The organism is Zhongshania sp., assembly GCF_029212375.1.
Lineage (GTDB): Bacteria > Pseudomonadota > Gammaproteobacteria > Pseudomonadales > Spongiibacteraceae > Spongiibacter.
In genome coordinates this window covers 68974-89243 of record NZ_JARGNU010000008.1, presented here as the reverse complement: position 1 = coordinate 89243, position 20270 = coordinate 68974, and the positions used below count along the sequence as shown (strand labels likewise).

General features: G+C 52.0%; 15 protein-coding genes. 3 read left to right on the top strand and 12 right to left on the bottom strand.

Annotated elements, in window-relative coordinates; translation table 11 throughout:
- Positions 1-450 precede the first annotated feature (450 nt).
- From P1U47_RS10205 to P1U47_RS10155, 11 genes are all read right to left on the bottom strand, one after another.
- Complete coding sequence (locus P1U47_RS10205) at positions 451-2823, bottom strand: TonB-dependent receptor (protein WP_301028722.1); 2373 nt, start codon at positions 2821-2823, stop codon at positions 451-453.
- A 183-nt stretch (positions 2824-3006) separates the two neighbouring features.
- Positions 3007-3684 carry a YoaK family protein gene (locus P1U47_RS10200; protein WP_301028721.1) on the bottom strand — a complete coding sequence of 226 codons (678 nt, stop codon included), beginning with the start codon at positions 3682-3684 and terminating at the stop codon, positions 3007-3009.
- A 35-nt stretch (positions 3685-3719) separates the two neighbouring features.
- Positions 3720-4268, bottom strand: coding sequence for a glycoside hydrolase family 108 protein (locus P1U47_RS10195; RefSeq protein WP_301028720.1), 549 nt, complete (start codon positions 4266-4268; stop codon positions 3720-3722).
- Positions 4269-4313: 45 nt separating this feature from the next.
- Positions 4314-4628 carry a tetratricopeptide repeat protein gene (locus P1U47_RS10190; RefSeq protein ID WP_301028719.1) on the bottom strand — a complete coding sequence of 105 codons (315 nt, stop codon included), beginning with the start codon at positions 4626-4628 and terminating at the stop codon, positions 4314-4316.
- A gap of 43 nt (positions 4629-4671) precedes the next feature.
- Positions 4672-5898: a heme biosynthesis HemY N-terminal domain-containing protein gene (locus P1U47_RS10185; RefSeq protein ID WP_301028718.1), complete on the bottom strand. Its 1227-nt coding sequence runs from the start codon at positions 5896-5898 to the stop codon at positions 4672-4674.
- Entirely contained in the window at positions 5895-7055 is a 1161-nt protein-coding gene (locus P1U47_RS10180; RefSeq protein WP_301028717.1) for a uroporphyrinogen-III C-methyltransferase, read from the bottom strand. The genes P1U47_RS10185 and P1U47_RS10180 overlap by 4 nt, the downstream gene beginning before the upstream one ends.
- A 62-nt stretch (positions 7056-7117) precedes the next feature.
- Positions 7118-7909, bottom strand: a complete 792-nt coding sequence (locus tag P1U47_RS10175; protein WP_301028716.1) for a uroporphyrinogen-III synthase — start codon at positions 7907-7909, stop codon at positions 7118-7120.
- A complete protein-coding gene (gene hemC, locus P1U47_RS10170) occupies positions 7887-8837 on the bottom strand; it encodes a hydroxymethylbilane synthase (RefSeq protein ID WP_301028715.1) in 951 nt (316 codons plus the stop codon). The genes P1U47_RS10175 and hemC overlap by 23 nt, the downstream gene beginning before the upstream one ends.
- Positions 8838-9001: 164 nt before the next feature.
- On the bottom strand, positions 9002-9742 hold the full coding sequence (locus P1U47_RS10165) for a LytTR family DNA-binding domain-containing protein (protein WP_301028832.1): 741 nt from the start codon (positions 9740-9742) through the stop codon (positions 9002-9004).
- A 2-nt stretch (positions 9743-9744) separates the two neighbouring features.
- Entirely contained in the window at positions 9745-10824 is a 1080-nt protein-coding gene (locus tag P1U47_RS10160; RefSeq protein WP_301028714.1) for a histidine kinase, read from the bottom strand.
- A gap of 115 nt (positions 10825-10939) precedes the next feature.
- Complete coding sequence (locus tag P1U47_RS10155; RefSeq protein ID WP_301028712.1) at positions 10940-12574, bottom strand: hypothetical protein; 1635 nt, start codon at positions 12572-12574, stop codon at positions 10940-10942.
- A 195-nt stretch (positions 12575-12769) separates the two neighbouring features.
- On the opposite strand from P1U47_RS10155, the gene argH reads away from it, so the two are divergent.
- Positions 12770-14170, top strand: a complete 1401-nt coding sequence (gene argH, locus P1U47_RS10150) for an argininosuccinate lyase (protein ID WP_301028711.1) — start codon at positions 12770-12772, stop codon at positions 14168-14170.
- A gap of 104 nt (positions 14171-14274) precedes the next feature.
- On the opposite strand, the gene P1U47_RS10145 is transcribed toward argH, so the two are convergent.
- The gene (locus tag P1U47_RS10145) at positions 14275-16314 is read right to left on the bottom strand and encodes an outer membrane beta-barrel protein (RefSeq protein ID WP_301028710.1); all 2040 of its coding nucleotides are present in this window, start codon (positions 16312-16314) and stop codon (positions 14275-14277) included.
- A 219-nt stretch (positions 16315-16533) separates the two neighbouring features.
- Between P1U47_RS10145 and P1U47_RS10140 the strand changes: the two genes are divergently transcribed.
- Positions 16534-18399: a fatty acid desaturase gene (locus tag P1U47_RS10140; RefSeq protein WP_301028709.1), complete on the top strand. Its 1866-nt coding sequence runs from the start codon at positions 16534-16536 to the stop codon at positions 18397-18399.
- Positions 18400-18653: 254 nt separating this feature from the next.
- Entirely contained in the window at positions 18654-20012 is a 1359-nt protein-coding gene (locus tag P1U47_RS10135) for an MFS transporter (protein ID WP_301028708.1), read from the top strand.
- The last annotated feature ends 258 nt before the right edge of the window (positions 20013-20270 follow it).

Here is a 20270-nt window from a genome sequence, read left to right as displayed (position 1 = left end):
AATGTTAGAGCCTGTATGACGAAATTATAAATCCCGTATGGCGTACAAAGCCGTCACTCTGAACGCCCTAGCCCGTCATTCTGAACTTGATTCAGAATCCAATACCACTGAGCTGGTTCACGATTTCCCCACCAGATGCCGGATCAAGTCCGGCATGACGTACAAAGCCGTCACTCTGAACGCCCTAGCCCGTCATTCTGAACTTGATTCAGAATCCAATACCACTGAGCTGGTTCGCGGTTGCCCCACCAGATGCCGGATCAAGTCCGGCATGACGAAATATTCAAGCCGGTATGACGTAATGTTAGAGCCGGTATGACGACATCATAAAGCCAGTATGACGTAATGGCCGAGCCGGTATGAGGTATTGTTGGATCCGGTATGACCTAATGTTAGAGCCGGCATAACGCAATGCTGGACCGTCACGACGGCTCTATCAACAGCGCGCTGTTAAAAGCGCATCACGCCTTCCACGGCAATACTGCGCGGGGCGTCGGTGGCGGCGAAGTGGGCGCCAACAAACAGGGGTACGTCGTTGCCGCTAGAGCGCGTTATTTCGTTTGTTAGGTTCTTGCCGATCAGGGCCAATTCCCAGCCTTGCCTAAAGTGCATTAAAGAAAGACGGCTATTAATTTTGTAATAGGCCTCTTGCACGTCGGCTTCGTCGCGGTCTTGGGTGTAAAAATAATCGTCGCTGTAGTTCAAATCTAATTGCAAACGCAGTTCCATGGCCTCGCCAATAGGCTGAGTGAATTGGCCGGTTAAACTCGCCGACACTTCCGGCGCGTAGTCGGTCCCTTCGTTAGTAAGGTCTTGGCGACAATCGGGATTACCGGCGCGGTAGGCCGCATCGGTCTGCGCGGCATTACACGGCCCATTAACAAATGAGGTGAAATAGGAGTCTAACCACGCCATCGACGCACCGAGGGTGACACGCTCACTCATAGCCCAGCGCATATCGGCTTCAACACCTTGCGTGATCGACTCTGCCGCGTTACCTGCCACATAGCCGGTTAAGGTGAAGTTGCTGACTTGGCGATTCATAAACTCGGTATAAAAAATTGCCGCGTTGAAGGTTGCCGCACCATCGAGCAAGGTAGTTTTTAAGCCCAGCTCGAATGTGTCAGCCTCTTCGTCTTCATAGGTGAAGGCATCCTGACTTGCGGTGGTGTCGCTGGCGTTAAAGCCGCCATCTTTAAAGCCTTTGGCATAGCGGAAATAGGTCATCACATCTTGGTCGGCATACCACTGGATGTTAAACGCTGGCGACACATTGTCGACCTTGCGCGCATTGCGAATATTGTGATTCTCGGAATTATTTAGCGCACCCGCAACTATCGCATACAGCGGATTTACACTGCGTTGCCGCGAGCGAAACTCGGCAACATCTAAATATTTAGTCGCGCGCTTTTCATCCTGCCCCCAGCGCAGACCAAATGTTGCGCTTAGCGCCTCGGTAATATTCCAAGTGGCCTGGCCAAATACCGCAACACTGTCGGTGGTCTGTTCAAACTCGGTATAGGTTGCCAGCTGAGTTGGCAGCGACACTGCTTGACCCGGCAGTGGCAACGAACTGGGGATACCTAAGGCTGCAAAGTCTAAATTTAGCCAGAGGGTACTGGTAAGGTCTTGGGTGTGCGCGTAAATACCGGTGATGAAATCAATATTCTCGCCAACACTCCCCGCAATCCGAAACTCCTGACTAAACTGAGTAAAGTCTTCGGTGTTTTCGGTACCAATAAATTCTAAGTCTGTAAAATCTGCATCCAAATTAAAGGCAAAATTAAAGGCTGAGTAACCCGTAATACTCGTTAAGCTTATGGCGTCAGAGAGCGCGTACTCCAATGTAAACACCGCCGCCTCACTGGCGTTTTGGGTCATTGCGGGCTGCCATGCAAATTGTTTATCCGACTTACGGCGATCTAGACGACCATCTTCACGGGAATCGATTTCATCTTCTAAATTAAAAGATAATAGCGGCAACGGTAGCGAGATCGGCAGATCAATTGGCAACGCAATATTCGATTGGTATAAATTAAAGGTGCCGGTGTTGTCGGTCAGCTGAAAAGTGGTGCCCTTTAAGCCAAAGTCAGACTTCTCTAGCTTTACATTCACATCGAGTTTGTCGCTGGCATCCCAGCGCAAGGCCAAGCGCAGTGAATCATCTTCTCGGCCCGCTTCGTCGCGATCGAGAATAAAATTATTGAGGTAACCGTCTTCTTCAAGGCGTTTGTACGCAGCGCGAACGGCAAAACTGTCGCCTAATGGCAGATTCAGAACCGCTGTCATTTCTTTGGCGCCGACTTCGGCATTGTACTGATAGCTAAGGTCGCCACTAAATTCGTCACTCGCACGGCTGGTACTGATGTTGACCGCACCAGCGATGGTATTTTTCCCAAAGAGCGTACCCTGCGGCCCTTTTAGCACCTCGACCAAGGCAATATCGAGAAATGGGGCCTGAAACTGCTGGCCGCGACCCGCGTAAATACCGTCAATAAACATACCAACAGATTGTTCAAAGCCGCGATTGTCGCCTGAGCCCACACCGCGAATATAAACGGCATTGCCCTGGCCAGTTACCGCCATTTTAAAATTGGGCACATAGGCGGTGAGTTCTTCAATGCGCTGAATACCCGCGTCGCGGATCTTTGCGCCACTCACGGCGGCAACCGCTATTGGTACGTCTTGCAAGCTTTGCTGTTGTTTTTGGGCGGTAACGATCACTTCTTCTAGCAGCACTCGAGATGTTACTTCGGCAGCCAAGCCAGCGGCCGGTAGCAGCATCACAGCCAGTGCCTGCCCCCATAATTTGAGGTTCACCATAGTCGTCCCTTATTAGTATTATCTAACAGCATAATGCCGCAACATATCAGCAAGGGATTGCCTAGGGGTGCCAGCTGTGTCGCCGCGCGACACCAACATCAAATCTGTAGGTAATATTTGACTTGCAATGAAACAAATAGGGTTAAAAGAGACACCGACGAATCACAAAACAAGCAATATTGACTATGCTTGCCGCAACCGTCTACGCGCCGAAATTCGATAAACACGGTAACCCAAGGCCAGTAAAAAACAGATACAGGCAGGTATCGCTAGCGCGAAAAACTGCATGGCATTAAATAAATACGCGCCTAATCCCCCGCCGGAAATGAAGCCGCTAATAATTAAGACAAAGAGTATTGCTTTGCGCCGGTCGAAGCTTTCGCCGCGCAACCTTGCCCCCAGCATTAAGCCTAGGTCTGTAAAAATACCGGTTACATGGGTGGTTCGTACTACCGCGCCACTATAGGTCGATGCAAAGCCATTTTGCAGACCACAGGCGGCAGAAGCGGTGTAATGACCAAGCAGGGAGCCATCGTTTAAGAAGTAAATTGAAATTAGCAATAGGCCGCCTTCAACAACAAGTAAGCTGTCGTAATGCCGACCTAATTTTAGGGAGCGACTGGGCAGAACAGAACCGGTAAGGGCGGCGCCCAATAAGAAGCTGAGCAAGATACCCAGTAAATGCAGGGTGTCGCTAAATGCGCCGTCGCTCAGGCCGGTGCCCACCAGTGTTGCGGTGCCGGACAAGTGCGAGATTGACTGGTGTTTAAACCCTAAAAGGCCGATGGCATTTACGCTGCCCGCCACAAACGCCAGTACAAAAGCGCCGTACTCTACCCATCGCGGTAGCTTAGAAACCATGAATCTATCCCGTGATGAATGTTGTACTTCAACGCTTAGGCAAACCGTGTTTCGGCATCGTCAAACTCTGCCAAGCGGTTGAGCCAGCCTCGCAAAAACACTTGTTGCGTCGGCTCGGCCTCGACAATTTTGAAGTAAAAATGGCGGCGCTCGGCGATTAATATCTTTATAAAACGCGCCGAAAATCGCCGAGCGGCGGTGCTGGCAGCACGGCGAGTATTGTCGCCCATTATGCCATCTTCCTTCAGCGGCGGCTTGGCCCCCAGTAAATTACAGCTGCGCTGCACAAAGATAAGCGCTTGTTGCGGGCCGTGATTAACCCCGCTGTCGAACACAAAGCTTTGAATTGAGCTTGGCAACTGATCTATACCTGGGCCGTAATAATAATTTTTTAAGTAAATTAGACTGGCCAGTGGCGCTTTTAAATTTTCGACTTCACTGAGACTGGCTTCGCGGCCAAGGTAAGTCGATAAAGTGGCTTGGGTGATCCCAAAGTGAGTGGGACCCCCACGGTCTGCGGGGTGGTTAACATAGCCACCCTCGCGACGCATTAGCCCCGCGATCATATCCGCTACATCTGACATCAGCTTACTCCCTGTAAACAAATACCGATTAGACGGATGCTGCTCCTATTCCGTCTTGTTGAGTTTTTTCAAAAATACGGTAAGTTCTTTTTCAGTTTGCTTATCGCCTGAGCTCTGCGCCGCGAGCAAACCTCGCCGCCACGCCGCCGCTGCGTCGACGGGCGCACCGACTTGCAGCTGGGCTTTACCAAGCAACTTCCACGCCGCCGAATAACTTGGATCGAGCTCAACACAACGCTGAAATTGGCCAATAGCGTCGGTAAAGCGGTCGGCATCAAAATAGGCTTTGCCCAAACCAAAGCGCAGCATTGGGCTGTCCATACCTTTGGCCAACATTTGTTCTAAGGCTTCTATATTCACAATGTTTCCTGTGTTTTGTGGCTCGCAAAGCAGATCGCAGGGTTTAAACGCTGCGACTGCTCAACGATGGCTGAGGTAAACTCGGTAGCGACTGGCCTTGCAGTTGCAATGCCTCTTGAGTAAAACGCGCCGCCGCCGCTGGCTCATCTAGATTAGTCATTAGGCGACCCAGCTCAAAACACACCTCTGCATTGGGGCTGCGCTGATACGCCTGCTCAAAGTACTCCCGCGCCTTGCCCCACTGCTCATTGCGCAGCGATAAACGCCCTAAGGTGAGCAATAGCACGGGATCGTCACTGTGATCTTTCTGCCACGCTTCGGCGGTGCTCAATTGCTTAGCCAAGTCGCTGCCCGCGATCAAACCATAGAATTTAAGTAAGTCGTTGTGCCATTGTAATTTTAAGGACTGGCGCAGTAATTTTTCTGCGTTACTAGAATCCCCTGCGGCAACCAATACGCGGCTGTAAGCCAGTAGCAAACCGGCATCTTTGTGCCAACTGCGCGGCACATGTTTCCACCACTGCTGCAATCCCGTTACATCGCCCTGCTGGGCGAGGTGTTCAAGCTGGCCCATTAAGGCCTGCCGTTCCAACTCGGCCAAACGCTCTTCACTTAAGCCGCTGTGCTTACGTAAATCCGGTATGAGTGCTAACAATGCACTCCAATCGCGCAAACCGATATACACTTGCTTTAACAAAGTCAGTACCGAGGGATGTCGCTCGGCATTGCGCCGCGCCCGCGTTAAGGTGGCAAGCGCTTCTTCGAGCCGACCATTGTCAACCTGCATTTCGGCTTGGGTCAAGGCTACGGCAATACTGGCTTTATTACTGGTCTGTTCGGCTAGTCCCAAATAGTGGCGACTGCCCGGCGCATCGCCTAATTGGTTGCTGGCCCTTGCCGCCAACAAATAATTAATGAGCGGGGTTTCGGTGTCTTTTGCCGAATCAGTGAGTAACTTGCGGGCTTTGGCCCAGTTGCCCTCGATAAAGGCAATCATCCCCAAGGTGGTGTGACTGCGGCCGCGCACCGCTCTGCGCACGCTCCAAAACGAGCCAATGCTGTCACCGACTTTAGCGCCGCGCCGCAAACTCACAAAAATAAACATCACCAACAATAAAAACACGGTGAGTACCGCCAGCCCCACCCATATGGTCATTTCGACCGTGGTTTGGCCGTAGGCAATGAGGATATAGCCCGCGTCTTTCTGGATGGCCACGGCCAAACCCGCCGCGAGCGCTAAGGCCAACAGTACCGCAATGAAAACTTTCATTTACGAGCCTCTTGCTGCCAACGGTGGTTTTTTAAATACACTTTTAAACTGCGCAGCGACCCCGAAATATCGGCCATTTCGGCACTAACGGGCATGGCGCGCACCGCGTTAATTTGTTCTAACAAGCCCGCGCGATGGTCGTCGAGCCGGTAATACTCTTCCAGCCACGCGGCAGCCTTATCTAAAGCCCGCTGGTACAGCACAGGGCGATTAGCCAGCAGCGCCAATTGCGCCTGCTCAAACATGAGCCGCAAACTCGCCCGCAGCGCCGCTTCCTGCTCTGGCGCTAACTGGGCTTTAAAATTTTGGTCATGGTGACGGATGCGAATATAGCTGCGCAATTTTTCCCACGCTCTGCCCAAACCACTCTGCAGGCGCTGCTGCCAATCATCACCGACCTCTTCAGCCGCTTCGGGCGTGTAACTAGGCGCCTGATACAATTGCAGTTTGCCCGCTTCTGCGGCCAAACCCTGCAATGTTAAATAAATACCTTCAACGTCAATATCGGCACTGTTGTGCAAGGCACTCATTTCTTTGGCAAGCTCGGCGCGCACCGCGTGCAGGGCGGTGTCGTCAATTTCCCTTAATATGGCATCGGCACTGCTCAGCAATTGTGCCGCGGCAATTGGGTCGTGACTGAGCTGGGCGCGCTGATTGGCTAGGCGCAGTAAATATTCAACTTCGGCCAATAGCCAGTCGCGGCGATCTACTGTGGTCAGTGACTGAATTTTGTTTTCCAGCTCTTGGCTGCGGCTATTCAGGGCAATGAGCTGGCCATTGCTGTCGGTGCGCAATTGCGCGAGCGCTTCACGCTGTGCGGCAATGGCCGCGCTCATGTCTTTTTGCGAAGCAGTTAAGTCCCTTAAGGCGCCTTGCAGCTCGGCCGTCGCCGAGGCCTCTTTATTAGCCAGCATGTATTCTTGTTGATATAACCAGGCCGACAGAGCGAGCGCCGCAATTGCCACCAGCAGTGCCAACAGCGCCAGTAGCACCGCCGTTCGTTTCGGCTTGGCTTGATCAGATTTAGGCTTGGCGGCTTTGGTGTCCGGCGTTTTGGGCGGACTGTTTACGGCGGGTGGCGGTGTGGCTGGTTTCGCGGCGGCGGCAGCTGCGGCCGCGCTTAATTCTTTGTTATCTTCCGGTTTATCACCGCTCATTATGATCTCTCTACTCAAAGCCAAGTTAAAAGCTTAGCGCGCATGGTTAGCGCCGCTGGTGTTTATTTACTCACATAGCTGTGTAATGCCGCTAGGGTCGCTGGGGTGCCGGCATTTTCTGCCTGAATAATACGGCGCAACCCTAATTCCACGGCCATTGCGGCAACCCGCTCACTTGGCACTATAACAGGGTATTCTTGCGCGATGTCGCCAAGCAAAGCACTAAAATGCAACAGGGTCTCGCCACTGTTTACACAGACCATATTAATTTGGTGCTGACGAAGTAAGTTCAGAAATTGAATTCCGTCTATTTCTGGGCTGCTGCGCTGATAGCACTCAGCATAGCCTACTTGGGCACCTCGCGCAGAAAGCTGCTCGGCCAAATACTCGCGGCCACCCAGGCCCCTAACGATCAGCACTTTCTGCTTGGCCAGTTGTTGCAGGCCTGCTTTTGCCAGCAGACTTTCGCTGTTCATAGCGGCGTCATCAACATCTTCCACGACAATATCGCGGGCCCGCAGTGCCGCCGCCGTCGCGGCGCCAATGGCATGCACTTTTACGCCCATTGGCCACTGGGGCCAAAATTGCTCAATTAACGCCAAGCCGTAGTGCACCGCGTTTACGCTGATAAAGATAAGATGCTGATAATTATCTAGATTCATTAGCTGCTGACGGCTGCGCTGCAGTTCTGCGGCATGGGTGTCTGCCGCTAAGGGCGAAATAGTGAGCAGCGGCTGCACAAGCACCGAGGCACCGGCCGCGGCTAACGCTGCCTGAAGTTCGGCGCTGCGATCTGCAGGGCGGGTGATTAACACCCGCAAATCAGCAAGATTATGCAGGTTTGCTGTCGCCATACACCGCCTTCAAAATTGCGCCGGCGCCCTGCGCCAACAAATCTTCGGCGACGGCAATACCCAGTGCCTCGGGTTCGCTGCTCGGGCCGCGCGCTTCGGCGGTGAGAATAGTGGCGCCACTCGGCTCACCCACCAAGGCCCGCAACCACAGCTGTTCAGGATTGCTTGGATCGGCAATCGCATAGCCGGCAATCGGCACTTGGCAGCCACCTTCTAGGCGGCGGTTCATGGCCCGTTCGGCCATCACTTGGGTGGCGCTAATGCTGTTGTGCAAAGGCTGTAACAGTGCGTTTACGCGATCATCGCCAGTGCGAGTTTCCACGCCAACCGCGCCTTGGCCACAGGCTGGCAGGCTGGTTTCAACCGACATAAATGAGGCGATGCGCGCTTGCAGTTCAAGGCGAATCAGCCCTGCCGAAGCCAACACAATCGCGTCGAACTCGCCCTCGTCGAGCTTGCGCAAACGGGTTTGCACATTGCCGCGCAAGCTTGAGATGTGTAAATCGGGGCGCTGGGCGCGCAGCTGGCACTCGCGGCGCAGGCTAGAGGTGCCCACTCTGGCGCCCTGCGGCAGGGCTTCTACATTGGCGAAGTGATTACTTACAAAGGCGTCGCGAGGGTCTTCTCGCTCGCAAATAATGGCCAAGCCCAAGCCTTCGGGAAATTCCATGGGCACGTCTTTCATTGAGTGCACGGCAATATCGGCGCGGCCATCGAGCAGCGCTTGCTCAAGCTCTTTTACAAACAGGGCTTTGCCGCCAATTTTAGACAGCGGCGAATCCAGCAACTGATCACCACGAGTAGTCATACCCAGCAATTCAACTTGGAGGCCGGGGTGGGCGGTTTGTAATTCTGCTTTGATGAACTCCGCCTGCCAGAGCGCCAGCAAACTTTCGCGGGTGGCGATGCGGATTATGTTATCAGACATGAGTCGTTCCGTAGGACAAGGTGGGCCATCATGATACGCCAGCTGTCGCCCCGACAAAACCTTAAAAAGCGGCGCGCTAATACCTTAAATGCCCGCGCCAACCAACACCCTGCCTCACCGCATTGCGATGCACTTAATTAGCGCTATGGCACCAACGTGGACGATCAAGCCCGTCGGCTTAATCTGGCTCGCAGCGCAGGCAGGTGCCGGCGGCTAATTTGCGGCCCTTCGGCGATGCCCTGTAAGCGCACTCGGTATGCGCCCACACCAATTCGCTCAATGCCCTGCACATAAATCAGTGCCACCAGCGCGTTGCGATGCACGCGTATAAATTGATCGGCAAACTCGTCTTCTAGCTCTTTTAAGCTTTCATCTAGCAGCAATTCGCCCTCGGGATGCACTGCGCTCACGTATTTATTGTCGGCGTAAAAATAACGCACCGCCGACACCGGCAACAACGTCATGCCGTGGGCGCTATTAACGCAGAGCTGTTGGCGGGGGCCGCTGGTCGTGGTGTCTTCATTTAGCGCGGCTAGCGCCGAGAGCTGGGCCTGATTTAGCCGCGACAAGCGCGAGAATACCGCCGCGAGCTTGTCGCGCTGAATGGGTTTAAGTAAATAGCCAAGGGCGTGGGTATCAAATGCGGCCACCGCGTATTCATCGTAGGCGGTACAAAACACCACGGCAGGCGCGGGATCGTATTCACTTAGGCGTTTAGCCAGCGCAATGCCGTTCATGCCGGGCATCGATATATCGAGTAGCAAGGCGTCTGGCCGGCAGCGTTCAAACTCGCTAATGGCTTGCTCAGCGTTGGCGGCTTCACCAACCACGGTAATGTCGTCTAATTCAGCCAATAAGCGCGCCGCGCGTTGGCGCGCCAAGGGCTCATCGTCAACCAGCAACACTCTCACCGCGCTACAGCCCTGCGCTCGTAAGCCAAGGGGAAGGAGGCGTGGGCGCGATAGTGGCCATCTTGACGGCTGGCACCAAAACCCGCTCTGTCGCCAAACAGGGTTTGCAGACGCAGCCGAATATTTTCATTGGCCATACCGTTACCCGCTGGCGCCGGCGCGCCGCTCGGCAGGGGATTAATAATATCAATTTCAACCCTGTCGCCCTTGAGCCGTGCTTCGACCACCACCGTGCCACCATCGGGCAATTGTTGAATACCGTGCAAAATGGCATTTTCTAACAGCGGCTGTAGCAGCAAGGAGGGCACCAAGACTTTGTCGCCCAGCTCCGCTTGCTGCCAATCTACTTTTAAACGATCGCCAAGCCGCGCGTTTTCAATGCGTAAATAGCGTTCGCACAAGTCCCGCTCTTCCACCCAGGGCACCATACTCATGCCGCCCTGCAAGTTAGCGCGAAACAGCGCGGCGAGGTCTTCCACCGCCTGCTCGGCTTTTACCGGCTCAATACTAATTAAACTGCTGATGCTATTTAGGGTGTTAAACAAAAAGTGTGGGCGAATGCGCGAGTGCAGTGCGTCTAGGCGGGCGTGTAATATACTTTGCTCGCGCAGCCGAAATTGCAGGCTTAAATAGGCGTAGCGCATGCCCACACCCAAGATTAGGCTCGCCACCGTGAGGGTGTCGGCAATCTGCCAAAAATCAATTTTCCAAGCCTCGCCCTGCATCACGCCACTGGCCAACCACTGCGACGCCACGGTAACCACCGCAACCCAAAATAGGCCAATCACAAAGCTGATGCCCGCGGTGTAGGCGGTATTCATTCGCTCAAACAGGGGTTTGCACCAGCTTAAAATCGTTGCCGCGCCCAGCAAGCACCAGATAATGTACATGCCCGACATGCCCAGCAGATACCAATCAAAATTTTGTAAGCCCGCTTTTAAGATAGTCAGCGACAGCGACAACAGCACTGCCAATAAAACGATCAGCAGCAGGGATTGGGGACTGAGAAGATTGCCCACAAATGAGATGCGGCGAATGCGGTAATCCAGTGGTTTATCTGTGTCGCGACGTTGCACAATGCCTGCCTATGTCTAAGTTTACCTAGGTAAACACTGAGCATAGCAGGCAATAAGCAAGTCGCATATTCTAAAAAAAGAGCCTATACAACCAGTTATGTGATCGGCACCTTGTTTAGTTGGGGGCGTAGTCCGTCCAACCGTCTGTCCACATCACACTTACCCCTGGTCTAAAGGCGCCCCGGTAGTTGGCCGCTTCGTCCCAGAATTCACCTTGGGGTACGGCTAGGGCGTTGTTTCTGGCTGGCGAGCTGGCGGCGAGGCGATAATCGTGGTCGGTTTCACTCTGCAGGCGTTGCACGAATTGGGGGCTATTAGCCAGTTCGGCAGCCTTAGCAAAATAAGCCGCCTCGTCAAAGCCCGCGTCGTCGTCTTGGTCACCGGCTTCATCGGCAAAGTAGCTGCGGCCGCCACTGCCAATATCGCTAATAAACAGGCCGCCAAAACTCAGCAAGCCTTGGTCGATACGCGCCACGGTGCTGCGGTCTTTAATGTCGATGGCCTCGCCTGAGAAACCGTCAATTACCATATTGTAAAAATGGCCACCGGTACCGCGGCGCAACGTCATCGCCCGCTGATGGCGCTCGCTGCTCTGCATACTTTGCAAGGTAACATTGTAAAACGTGGGCTCCGACACCGGCCCAGCATCGTGATTGAATTCATCATTGTCCGCCTCAAAGGCGTTATCGCCCACGCTCGGGTATTGCTGAATCTGCAAAAACTGCACGCGGCCAGTCCAGCCCATGTCCCAGTCTAAGGAATCGTCAGCGGCGCCGGTAATTAATATATGGCGCAGATCAACACTGCCACCAAAAATCTCGATGCCGTCGTCTAAGGCGCGGTGAACCTGAACATTGCGGATAATGGTTTTACTGCCGCAACCACCGAGGGTCAGGCCATTTAATTCGTTATTGGCGTAAACCTCGTAACCGGCAAACTCGATACGGGCATACTCGAGTACACCGCAATTGTCGGTGGCATCCACGCCGCCAAACATACCCCGCGTATCGCCAGCATCTAAACCTTCAATTTGCGCGTCGGCGGTGTTCACTGGTGCGTTACCCAGCAACACCAACCCGCCCCAGTCGCCCGCGCGGCGCTTGCCCGCCGCTACGGCACTGGTGAATACAATGGGCTTTGTTGCCGTGCCCCGCGCCTGAATCGTGCCGTCGCGGGTAACTAACAAGGCGCTGCCAGCGCGGCCCTGCACGGTTGTGCCCGCTTCAATCACTAAGCGCGCACCAGCCTCTACATACACAATGCCGTCGAGTACCCATATTTTATCATTGGTCCATAGTAGCTCGCCGTGCAAAGAGCCACTGACCACTTTCGTACCGCCGTATACGCTTTTCAGGTCATCACTAAAGAAGCTAGCCCCAATTAAGCCGCCCAATAACAACACCGCAATACCAAACAGCGATTTACGCACTGATTTACGTGGTGGCTTGGCTGCCTGTTTATAACCCACCGTTTCGGCAATATCTGGGTTCACACCCACTCTGCGGTCGTGACGGCCCTGAGTTAAGGCAGAATGAATATTAATTCGGCGCAGGCCCAGTCCCAATTCGCGAATTTCGGCGTTGCTGCTCACCGCCGCCTGCTCGATTAATTCTCTGCGGTAGTCGGGGTCGTTTAACAAGGTATTAAAATGGATGTAACGCACGCCCTTGTCACCCTGCTTGTCGTAGCTCAGCTTTAGCTGCCACAGCATTTCCACTAATTTGGCGCGAGGGGAACTGACGTCGGTCATTGCTCTTCCTTGGGTGAGGGCTCGATTTTTAGGAAAAACAGTATGGCGACGGGGTATGACAATTTTATTACGATTGGCGACACAGGCGGTCAGCAGCAAAACTGCTATAATGGCGCCTTTTAGGCGTCTGAGGGCCACCCGCTCAAGTCAACGGGAGCACGCCCTACAGCCAAGCAATACAGGAACAACAGCGCAATGAGTGATAAAGATCCGAGCATCAAACCCTGGGGCGGCCGCTTTACCGAGGCAACTGACCAGTTCGTAGAGCGTTTTACGGCCTCAGTCAGCTTTGATCAGCGCCTTTACCACCACGACATCAACGGCTCGCTAGCCCACGCCGCCATGCTCGCCAAAGTCGGCGTACTCACCACCGACGAACTCAGTAAAATTCAAGAAGGCTTAGAAGAAATTCGCGCCGAGATCCTCAGCGGTCGCTTTGAGTGGTCGATCAGCCTTGAAGACGTGCACATGAACATTGAAGCGCGACTCACCGACAAAATCGGTATTACCGGCAAAAAATTGCACACCGGCCGCTCGCGCAACGACCAAGTTGCCACCGATATTCGCCTGTATTTGCGCGACGAATTAGCCTTAATCGTTATCGAATTAAGCCGCCTCCAGCAGGGTTTAATCACCCTAGCAACCCGCGAAGCGCACACCATTATGCCGGGTTTCACCCACCTGCAAACCGCCCAGCCAGTCACCTTTGGCCACCACATGCTGGCGTGGAATGAAATGTTAGAGCGCGACTACAGCCGTTTCCAAGATTGCGCAGCGCGTCTTAACCAATGCCCGCTGGGCGCCGCGGCACTGGCCGGCACCACCTACCCCATCGACCGCCACTACAGTGCCGAGTTGCTGGGTTTTGACCGCCCCACCGAAAACTCACTAGACTCAGTAAGCGACCGCGACTTTGCTATTGAATTTGCCGCCGCCGCCAGCCTGCTAATGACCCATATGTCGCGCTTCAGCGAAGAGCTGGTGCTGTGGACCTCCGCCCAATTTAAATTTATAGAACTGCCAGACCGCTTCTGCACCGGCTCGTCGATTATGCCCCAGAAGAAAAACCCCGACGTACCCGAACTCATTCGCGGCAAAGTCGGCAGAGTGAATGGTCATTTGGTGAGTTTGTTAACCCTAATGAAATCGCAGCCGCTGGCCTATAACAAAGACAACCAAGAAGACAAAGAACCGCTGTTCGACATTATCGACACCGTAAAAGACTGCCTAAAAGCCTACGCCGACATGGTGCCCGCCATTACCGTCAACGCCGATATTACCCGCGAAGCGGCCATGCGCGGTTTCTCTACCGCCACCGACCTTGCCGACTACCTAGTTCGCAAAGGCCTGCCCTTCCGCGACGCCCACGAGGTGGTCGGCAAATCGGTTGCCTACGGCATCGCCGAAAACAAAGATCTCTCAGAAATGAGCCTTGCCGAATTGCAGACCTTTAGCACCGATATTGCGCAGGACGTGTTTGAAGTACTGACCTTGGAAGGCTCCGTAAACGCCCGAGATCACATCGGCGGCACTGCCCCAAAACAAGTACTTGCTGCAGCAGAGCGGGCTTTGGCTCGGCTTAAGCTTCGCGTCTAGCACAACGACACTCTTAAACCGCTAAAAACGGGTTGCCCACCTTAGGGCAACCCAAGCGCGTTACTTAAGCACCCGCCTACATCAGCAGCATATAAGCTCGGTGCTTAAAACTTCACTTCCAGTCCTAGCGACGGGAAAATGCCAATACCGTGCTCGGCGGCAACCGGAACGTTCTCACCGTAACCCGCTGGGGTATACGACAGTGGCTCGCGGTCGGTGGGGCTGTACTCATAGCCTTGAACATTATCGTGGTCATAGGCGTTAAGTAGATCAACATAAAACTTCCAATAGCCACTGATCGTTGGTCGCGTGTATTCCGCACGCAAATCTAAGCGCTGGTAGTCTGGCAAGCGCTGAGAATTAAAGCGGCCATAAACAGGCGACGGCGCACCCAAATTATTCACCTGATTCAATAAGTCGTTAATCGCATTAAAAAGGCCGCCAGTTGGGTTGGCCACAAGTAATTCTAAGAGCGAAGGTAGATCGTCATTGGCACTGCTGTCTAAGCCAACCACAGGCGTATAAAGTGCCCCAGACTGATAGGACCACGTTAGGCCGATATTCCACGAGTCGCTCAGTAAATAGTTTGCCGTAATATTAAAAATAATCGGCTTATCGTATTCAAAGGGCGACGTGTCACCGCTGCGTAAATCCTTGCGCTCGGTTTTACCTAAACTAAGCGACGCCCAGCCATACCATTTATCACTGAGCTCGCGCTGCAAAAAGAACTCTATGCCGTAGGCCTTACCTTCTGCATCGTTACTGTATTTGTCGGCAAAATCCGGCGCCGAGGGATTATTAATACTAATCACCACATCGCGTAAATCTTTGTAATACATTTCGGTTTTAAACAACCAATTGGTCGACAAATAGTATTCCAAACCCAATACCAAGTGGGTTGCTTTAACAACATCAAGATTCGGATTGCCAACCCCGTCGATCATTTCGGCCAGTTCTGGTGATTGCGAATGCTGACCAAGTGCAATATGCGTTTTGAGATCATCACTAAACTCATGTTCCCAACGCAGGCGTGGTTCAAATTCTGTTTTGCCAAGGTAATCGTATTGGCTTAAATGCAGGGCGAGGCTAATAGTATTTCGAGAACTCAGCCTAATTTCATCTTCAAAATAGGCGTTAAGAGTATCGATGCTTACATTGTCTTCCAGTGAAATCAGTTCGGCATCAGCGGTTGAGCATTCACTATCAAAATCGGAACACACTGGCAGCTTGGCACTAATTTTAAAGTCGTAGTCTGAACTGCTATACGAAACCCCAGTGGTAATGTGATGATTATCTGACGCTGTCTGACCGTAATCAAAGCGCATCACATAGCGATCTGCTGGCGTGTTTACAGTTTGGTCGTTGCCGTAGTCTAGGTGTAAGTATTCATCGATATGAGACAGAATGAAATTTGACTCTTTATTGCTGCTAGTCGAAGCCCAAGACCATGTTATACCCTGGCTATTAAAGCCTTGCTCATAATTTACCGGCCCAGCCAAGTCGGGATCGCGGGCAACATAGTCATTATCGCCATCTGCTTCGGCTTCCAAATCGTCACTTGCGCCAGCGGCGACAAACGACAAACTATTTTTATCGTTTAGGTCCCAGCGATGCTTTAGCTGGTAATCTTGCGCCACAGGAAAATCGGTAACAGTAACGCCATCTTCGTCTTCGGTGAGAAAATCAGTATCAAACTGGTCGAGCAAGCTACGGCGATACGAAGCGTAAAAGGCGTGATTCTCATTTAACTCGCCCTCTACTAAAACACCAGTGAGCAAGAAACTTGCGCTAACAATAGTGGAAAAATCCTCGTGCTTAGGATCGCGCAAGGTAACGTCAATAACCCCACCCGTGGCATCACCATAGCGACTGGGAAACGCGCCTGAATGCAATTCAAAACGCTGAATAAGGTTTTTGTTAAATATTGAATTACCAAAAACATGAAACAGATATTGCGCGGGCACAGAATCAATATAATAAATATTGTCCTCGGCGCCAGAGCCGCGAATAACCGGTTCGCCACCGTCGGAGAAAGTCACCCCTGGCAACGCATACAAAGCCTGCAATGGATCATCGGCGGCACCGGCAATACTGAACAACTGCTGGGTTTTCTCACTTATTCGGGTAGTGTCTTGGCGCCGCAATCCCGATACAACAACCTCTTCAACAAGACGACCCGATGACTCGCCAGCCTAGAGGCCACAGCCCATCGCCGAACGTCAAAGGGGTCATTTCTTGTCAATTTTCACCGAGACAATACGCTTCTTGATCCAAATCAAGTTAGCAAGCTCATCAATTACGTAGCCTGTCGATGAAAAATAAATTTAATAGGGCTTTAGCCATTTAACATAGGGACATATGTCATGTCATATACGAGTAACCCCACCGCAAGAGCGGTGCTTAATAAAATAGTGCATGACCCGCGCTACAGCGACGTTATGCATATTCCACTAGTGTCTATTCCGCAATTCATTTTAGTCGCATTTTCATTAGGCAGCTTTAGCCTGTCGTGCATTGCCTACTTAAATGGTGCCATTCCCTTAGGACTCGCCATTTTAATAAATGTAGTAGCCGTTTATGTTTCATTTACACCTATGCATGATGCATCACACCGCGCGGTGTCGAGCAATCCGCGTCTTAACGATTTTATTGGTACGCTCACAGGGCAATTGTTATTACCTGGCGTTAACATGACCACCTTCAGAGCCATCCACATGGACCACCACCGCTTCACCGGCGAAGAAGGTCGCGACCCAGATACCGGCTTTGTTACTCCACCAAAATGGGCTGGCGTATTTTATTTAATGTTTGCCGATTTCCATTGGGTGCATTGGTATTTACGCTACGGTCGAAAAATTTGGTCTCGCCACGTTGCTACATGGCTCTTCATTATGCTGGCTTCGGTGGTGATTTCTCACGTCGCATTTCTAATGTCGCCGTGGTGGAAAGAATTTTTACTGCTGTACGTTATTCCACAGCGCCTTGGTTTAGGAATTGTAGCTTATGTTTTCGCGCACATTCAGCACCCCGAAGGTTTAACTTGGGAAAACGAACCGTTTCAATCGACCGTGTATGTAAGAGGAAATTCACCTTGGCGTCGACTAATGTTCGGCCAAGAAGAGCACACTATTCACCATCTTTTGCCGCACATACCGTGGTTTAAGTATCGCCGTGTTTGGGACCTAGCAAACGGCACCTTGCGCAATCAAAACATTCCGTCTCGCGGCTGGTTCGAAGGACCAAAAAATATTATTACGCCAAAGCCCAGCGACAACGAACCGGTGGATATGCGCGTAGTAGAGATTAACGACGTGGCCGAAAATATTAAAACTTTTACTTTTGAAGCGATCAACAGTCCACTACCGGGAATTGTAGAAGCTGGCGCCCATATTGATGTGCATCTGAATAATGGAATGGTGCGACAGTACTCGCTAATATCCTATGACGCGGAAAAAGGCCGCTACCATATCGCCGTAAAATGCGAACCCAATGGCCGCGGCGGCTCAGCGGCAATGCATAAATTAGTGCAGGGCGACATTATAAAACTGGGACCTGTTCGCAATAATTTTGTGCTGTACGAAAACGCCAAAAAGTTTATTTTAATTTCGGGTGGCATAGGCCTCACGCCACTGCTATCAATGGCGAATCGTTTGCACGAAATTAGCAAGCCTTTCGAGCTACATATGTGTGGTCGTTACAAAAATGCGATTCCCTTCGCTGATGAAATTCTTGGCGGCGCCTTAGCCAAGCAAGCAGCCCTTCATTTAGACACCGAGAACGGACGTAACTCGATTGATCTCGACGCCGTTCTTGGCAATCCCAGTTCACAATCGCTGGTGTATATTTGTGGCCCACAAGGCTTTATGGATTGGTTAAAGAATGAAGCCCTTAAGCGCGGCTGGAAAGATGAAAATATTCGAATTGAATCTTTTAGCGCGCCAATTGCTAAAGACGAAGAAAATCATCATTTCTCGGTAAAATTGGCTAAGACGGGGCAGGTTATTCAAGTTGATCCAAAACAAACCGTGCTAGATGCCCTGCACCACGCTGGGCTAGATGTTCCCTACGCCTGCATGCAAGGTACCTGTGGCACCTGCGCCGCCCCAGTATTATCCGGCGAAGTTGACCACCGCGACGCCTATTTTTCAGACAGCGAGAAAGCGGCGAACAACGTGATGTGCCTATGCGTATCCCGCGCCAAAGGAGAGGAATTAACCGTAGACATATAAACGAGAAAATCTAGTTCAAACCGTATTACTGCCTATCTGCGAAAGTCGTTGACGACCAAAGATAGGCAGTTTTTATATTACGACAGAATTCGAACAAACCCTTTTAACTGGCACCCGTTTGTGCCGGCACCCAAATACCCTCCCGTCACCCCCGGCCATGCCGAACACCAAAATACAACACATATGTTGACTATTGGGGTTATAGAAAGCGATACTTTAGGGCTGACAATAATCAAAAATAAGATCCTAAAATTATGTCCTCAAATACCCGCCCTGCCACAGACTCCCTTGCTCAAATTCGCAATCGCATTGATCTGGGCGGCATCTCACTGCGGCAAATTTTGATTATTGGCGTTTGCTTTTTACTTAATGTGGCAGACGGCTTTGATGTGGTGGCCATCTCTATGGCTGCGCCGCATATTGCCGACGCTTGGGGAATAAACGCCAAAACACTCGGCGTGGTGCTGTCGTCGGAACTGGCAGGCATGATGATAGGCTCTATTGTCCTAGCAGCGCTCAGTGACCGCTACGGGCGACGCAAAATACTGATCGCTTCGGTTTCTGCCATTGCCGCCGCCATGTTACTAACCACACAAGCCTCAGGTATCGCGGATTTAATCGTGTTGCGTGTCATCACCGGTTTGGGCATTGGCGGTGTGCTGGCATCAGCAGCGGCGTTGGCCTCGGAGTTTTCATCCGAAAAATACAAGCATATGGCGGTTATTATCGTCACCAGCGGCTTTGCCTGCGGCGCGCTTACCGCAGGGCCAATCGCCGCCACCTTACTCGAGCATTCTATCTGGCAAAACCTATTCTTAACCGGCGGCCTGCTGGGTGTAGTATTGCTAGTGCTGGTTATTAGCTTAATCCCAGAATCATTGGAATTTTTAGCAAGCCACGCCAGCGACAACACCCGCCGGCTAGCTAAAATCAATCGAACCTTGAACAAGCTTAAACTGCCCGTGTTAGAGGAGTTGTCGGAGCCAACAGCTAATCAAAAAGCCTCCTCTGGCGGGTTTTTTGTTTTATTAAGCCCAGAGTATTTGCTAACGTCCTTGCGATTTTGGCTAATTTTCTTTCTTGGCAGCTGGGTGATATTTCTCTTTATGAAATGGACGCCAAAGCTATTCGTAAATATGGGCTATGAACTCAGCACCGGAATATATGCTTTAACCCTGTTCACCATAGGCGGGCTGTTCGGCAATATCCTTGTGGGGATTTTATCGTCGTCACGGTTCAAGCTAAGTCATGTCATTGCGGCGCTCACCTTTTTGGGTGGCGTACTCATTCTAATTTACTCAACATGGAAGCCGACCGGCATTACCGAGCTTTATTGCCTGCTTTTTCTCATCAGCTTTTGCGCTACAGGGCCATTGACGGGCATGTACGCAGTAGTGCTAAACAGCTATCCCACTAAATTGCGGGCTTCTGGCTTGGGCTGGGGTATTGGCATTGGTAGAACCGGCGCAATTGCCTCGCCGGTGGTGGCGGGTTATTTGGTTGACGCTGGCTGGGATATGTACGACTTATTTTTCGTGCTGGGTGTGCCCGCTGCGCTAATATCCTCTTTACTAATCAGAGGCATAAAACCAAGGCCAGAAGCTGCAGCCTAGATCCCGCCAGCCTGATTCGGCAAGCCGTCAAAACAAAGATATCGTCATACCGGACTTGATCCGGCATCTCATTGGGCGGCAGCCAAAGCACTTCGTAACACCAGATTCTGAATCAAGTTCAGAATGACGGCCTCGGGCAGTACCGCCCAAAAAAATCCGTCATACCGGACTTGATCCGGCATCTCATTGGGCGGCAGCCAAAGCACTTCGTAACACCAGATTCTGAATCAAGTTCAGAATGACGGCCTCGGGCAGTAC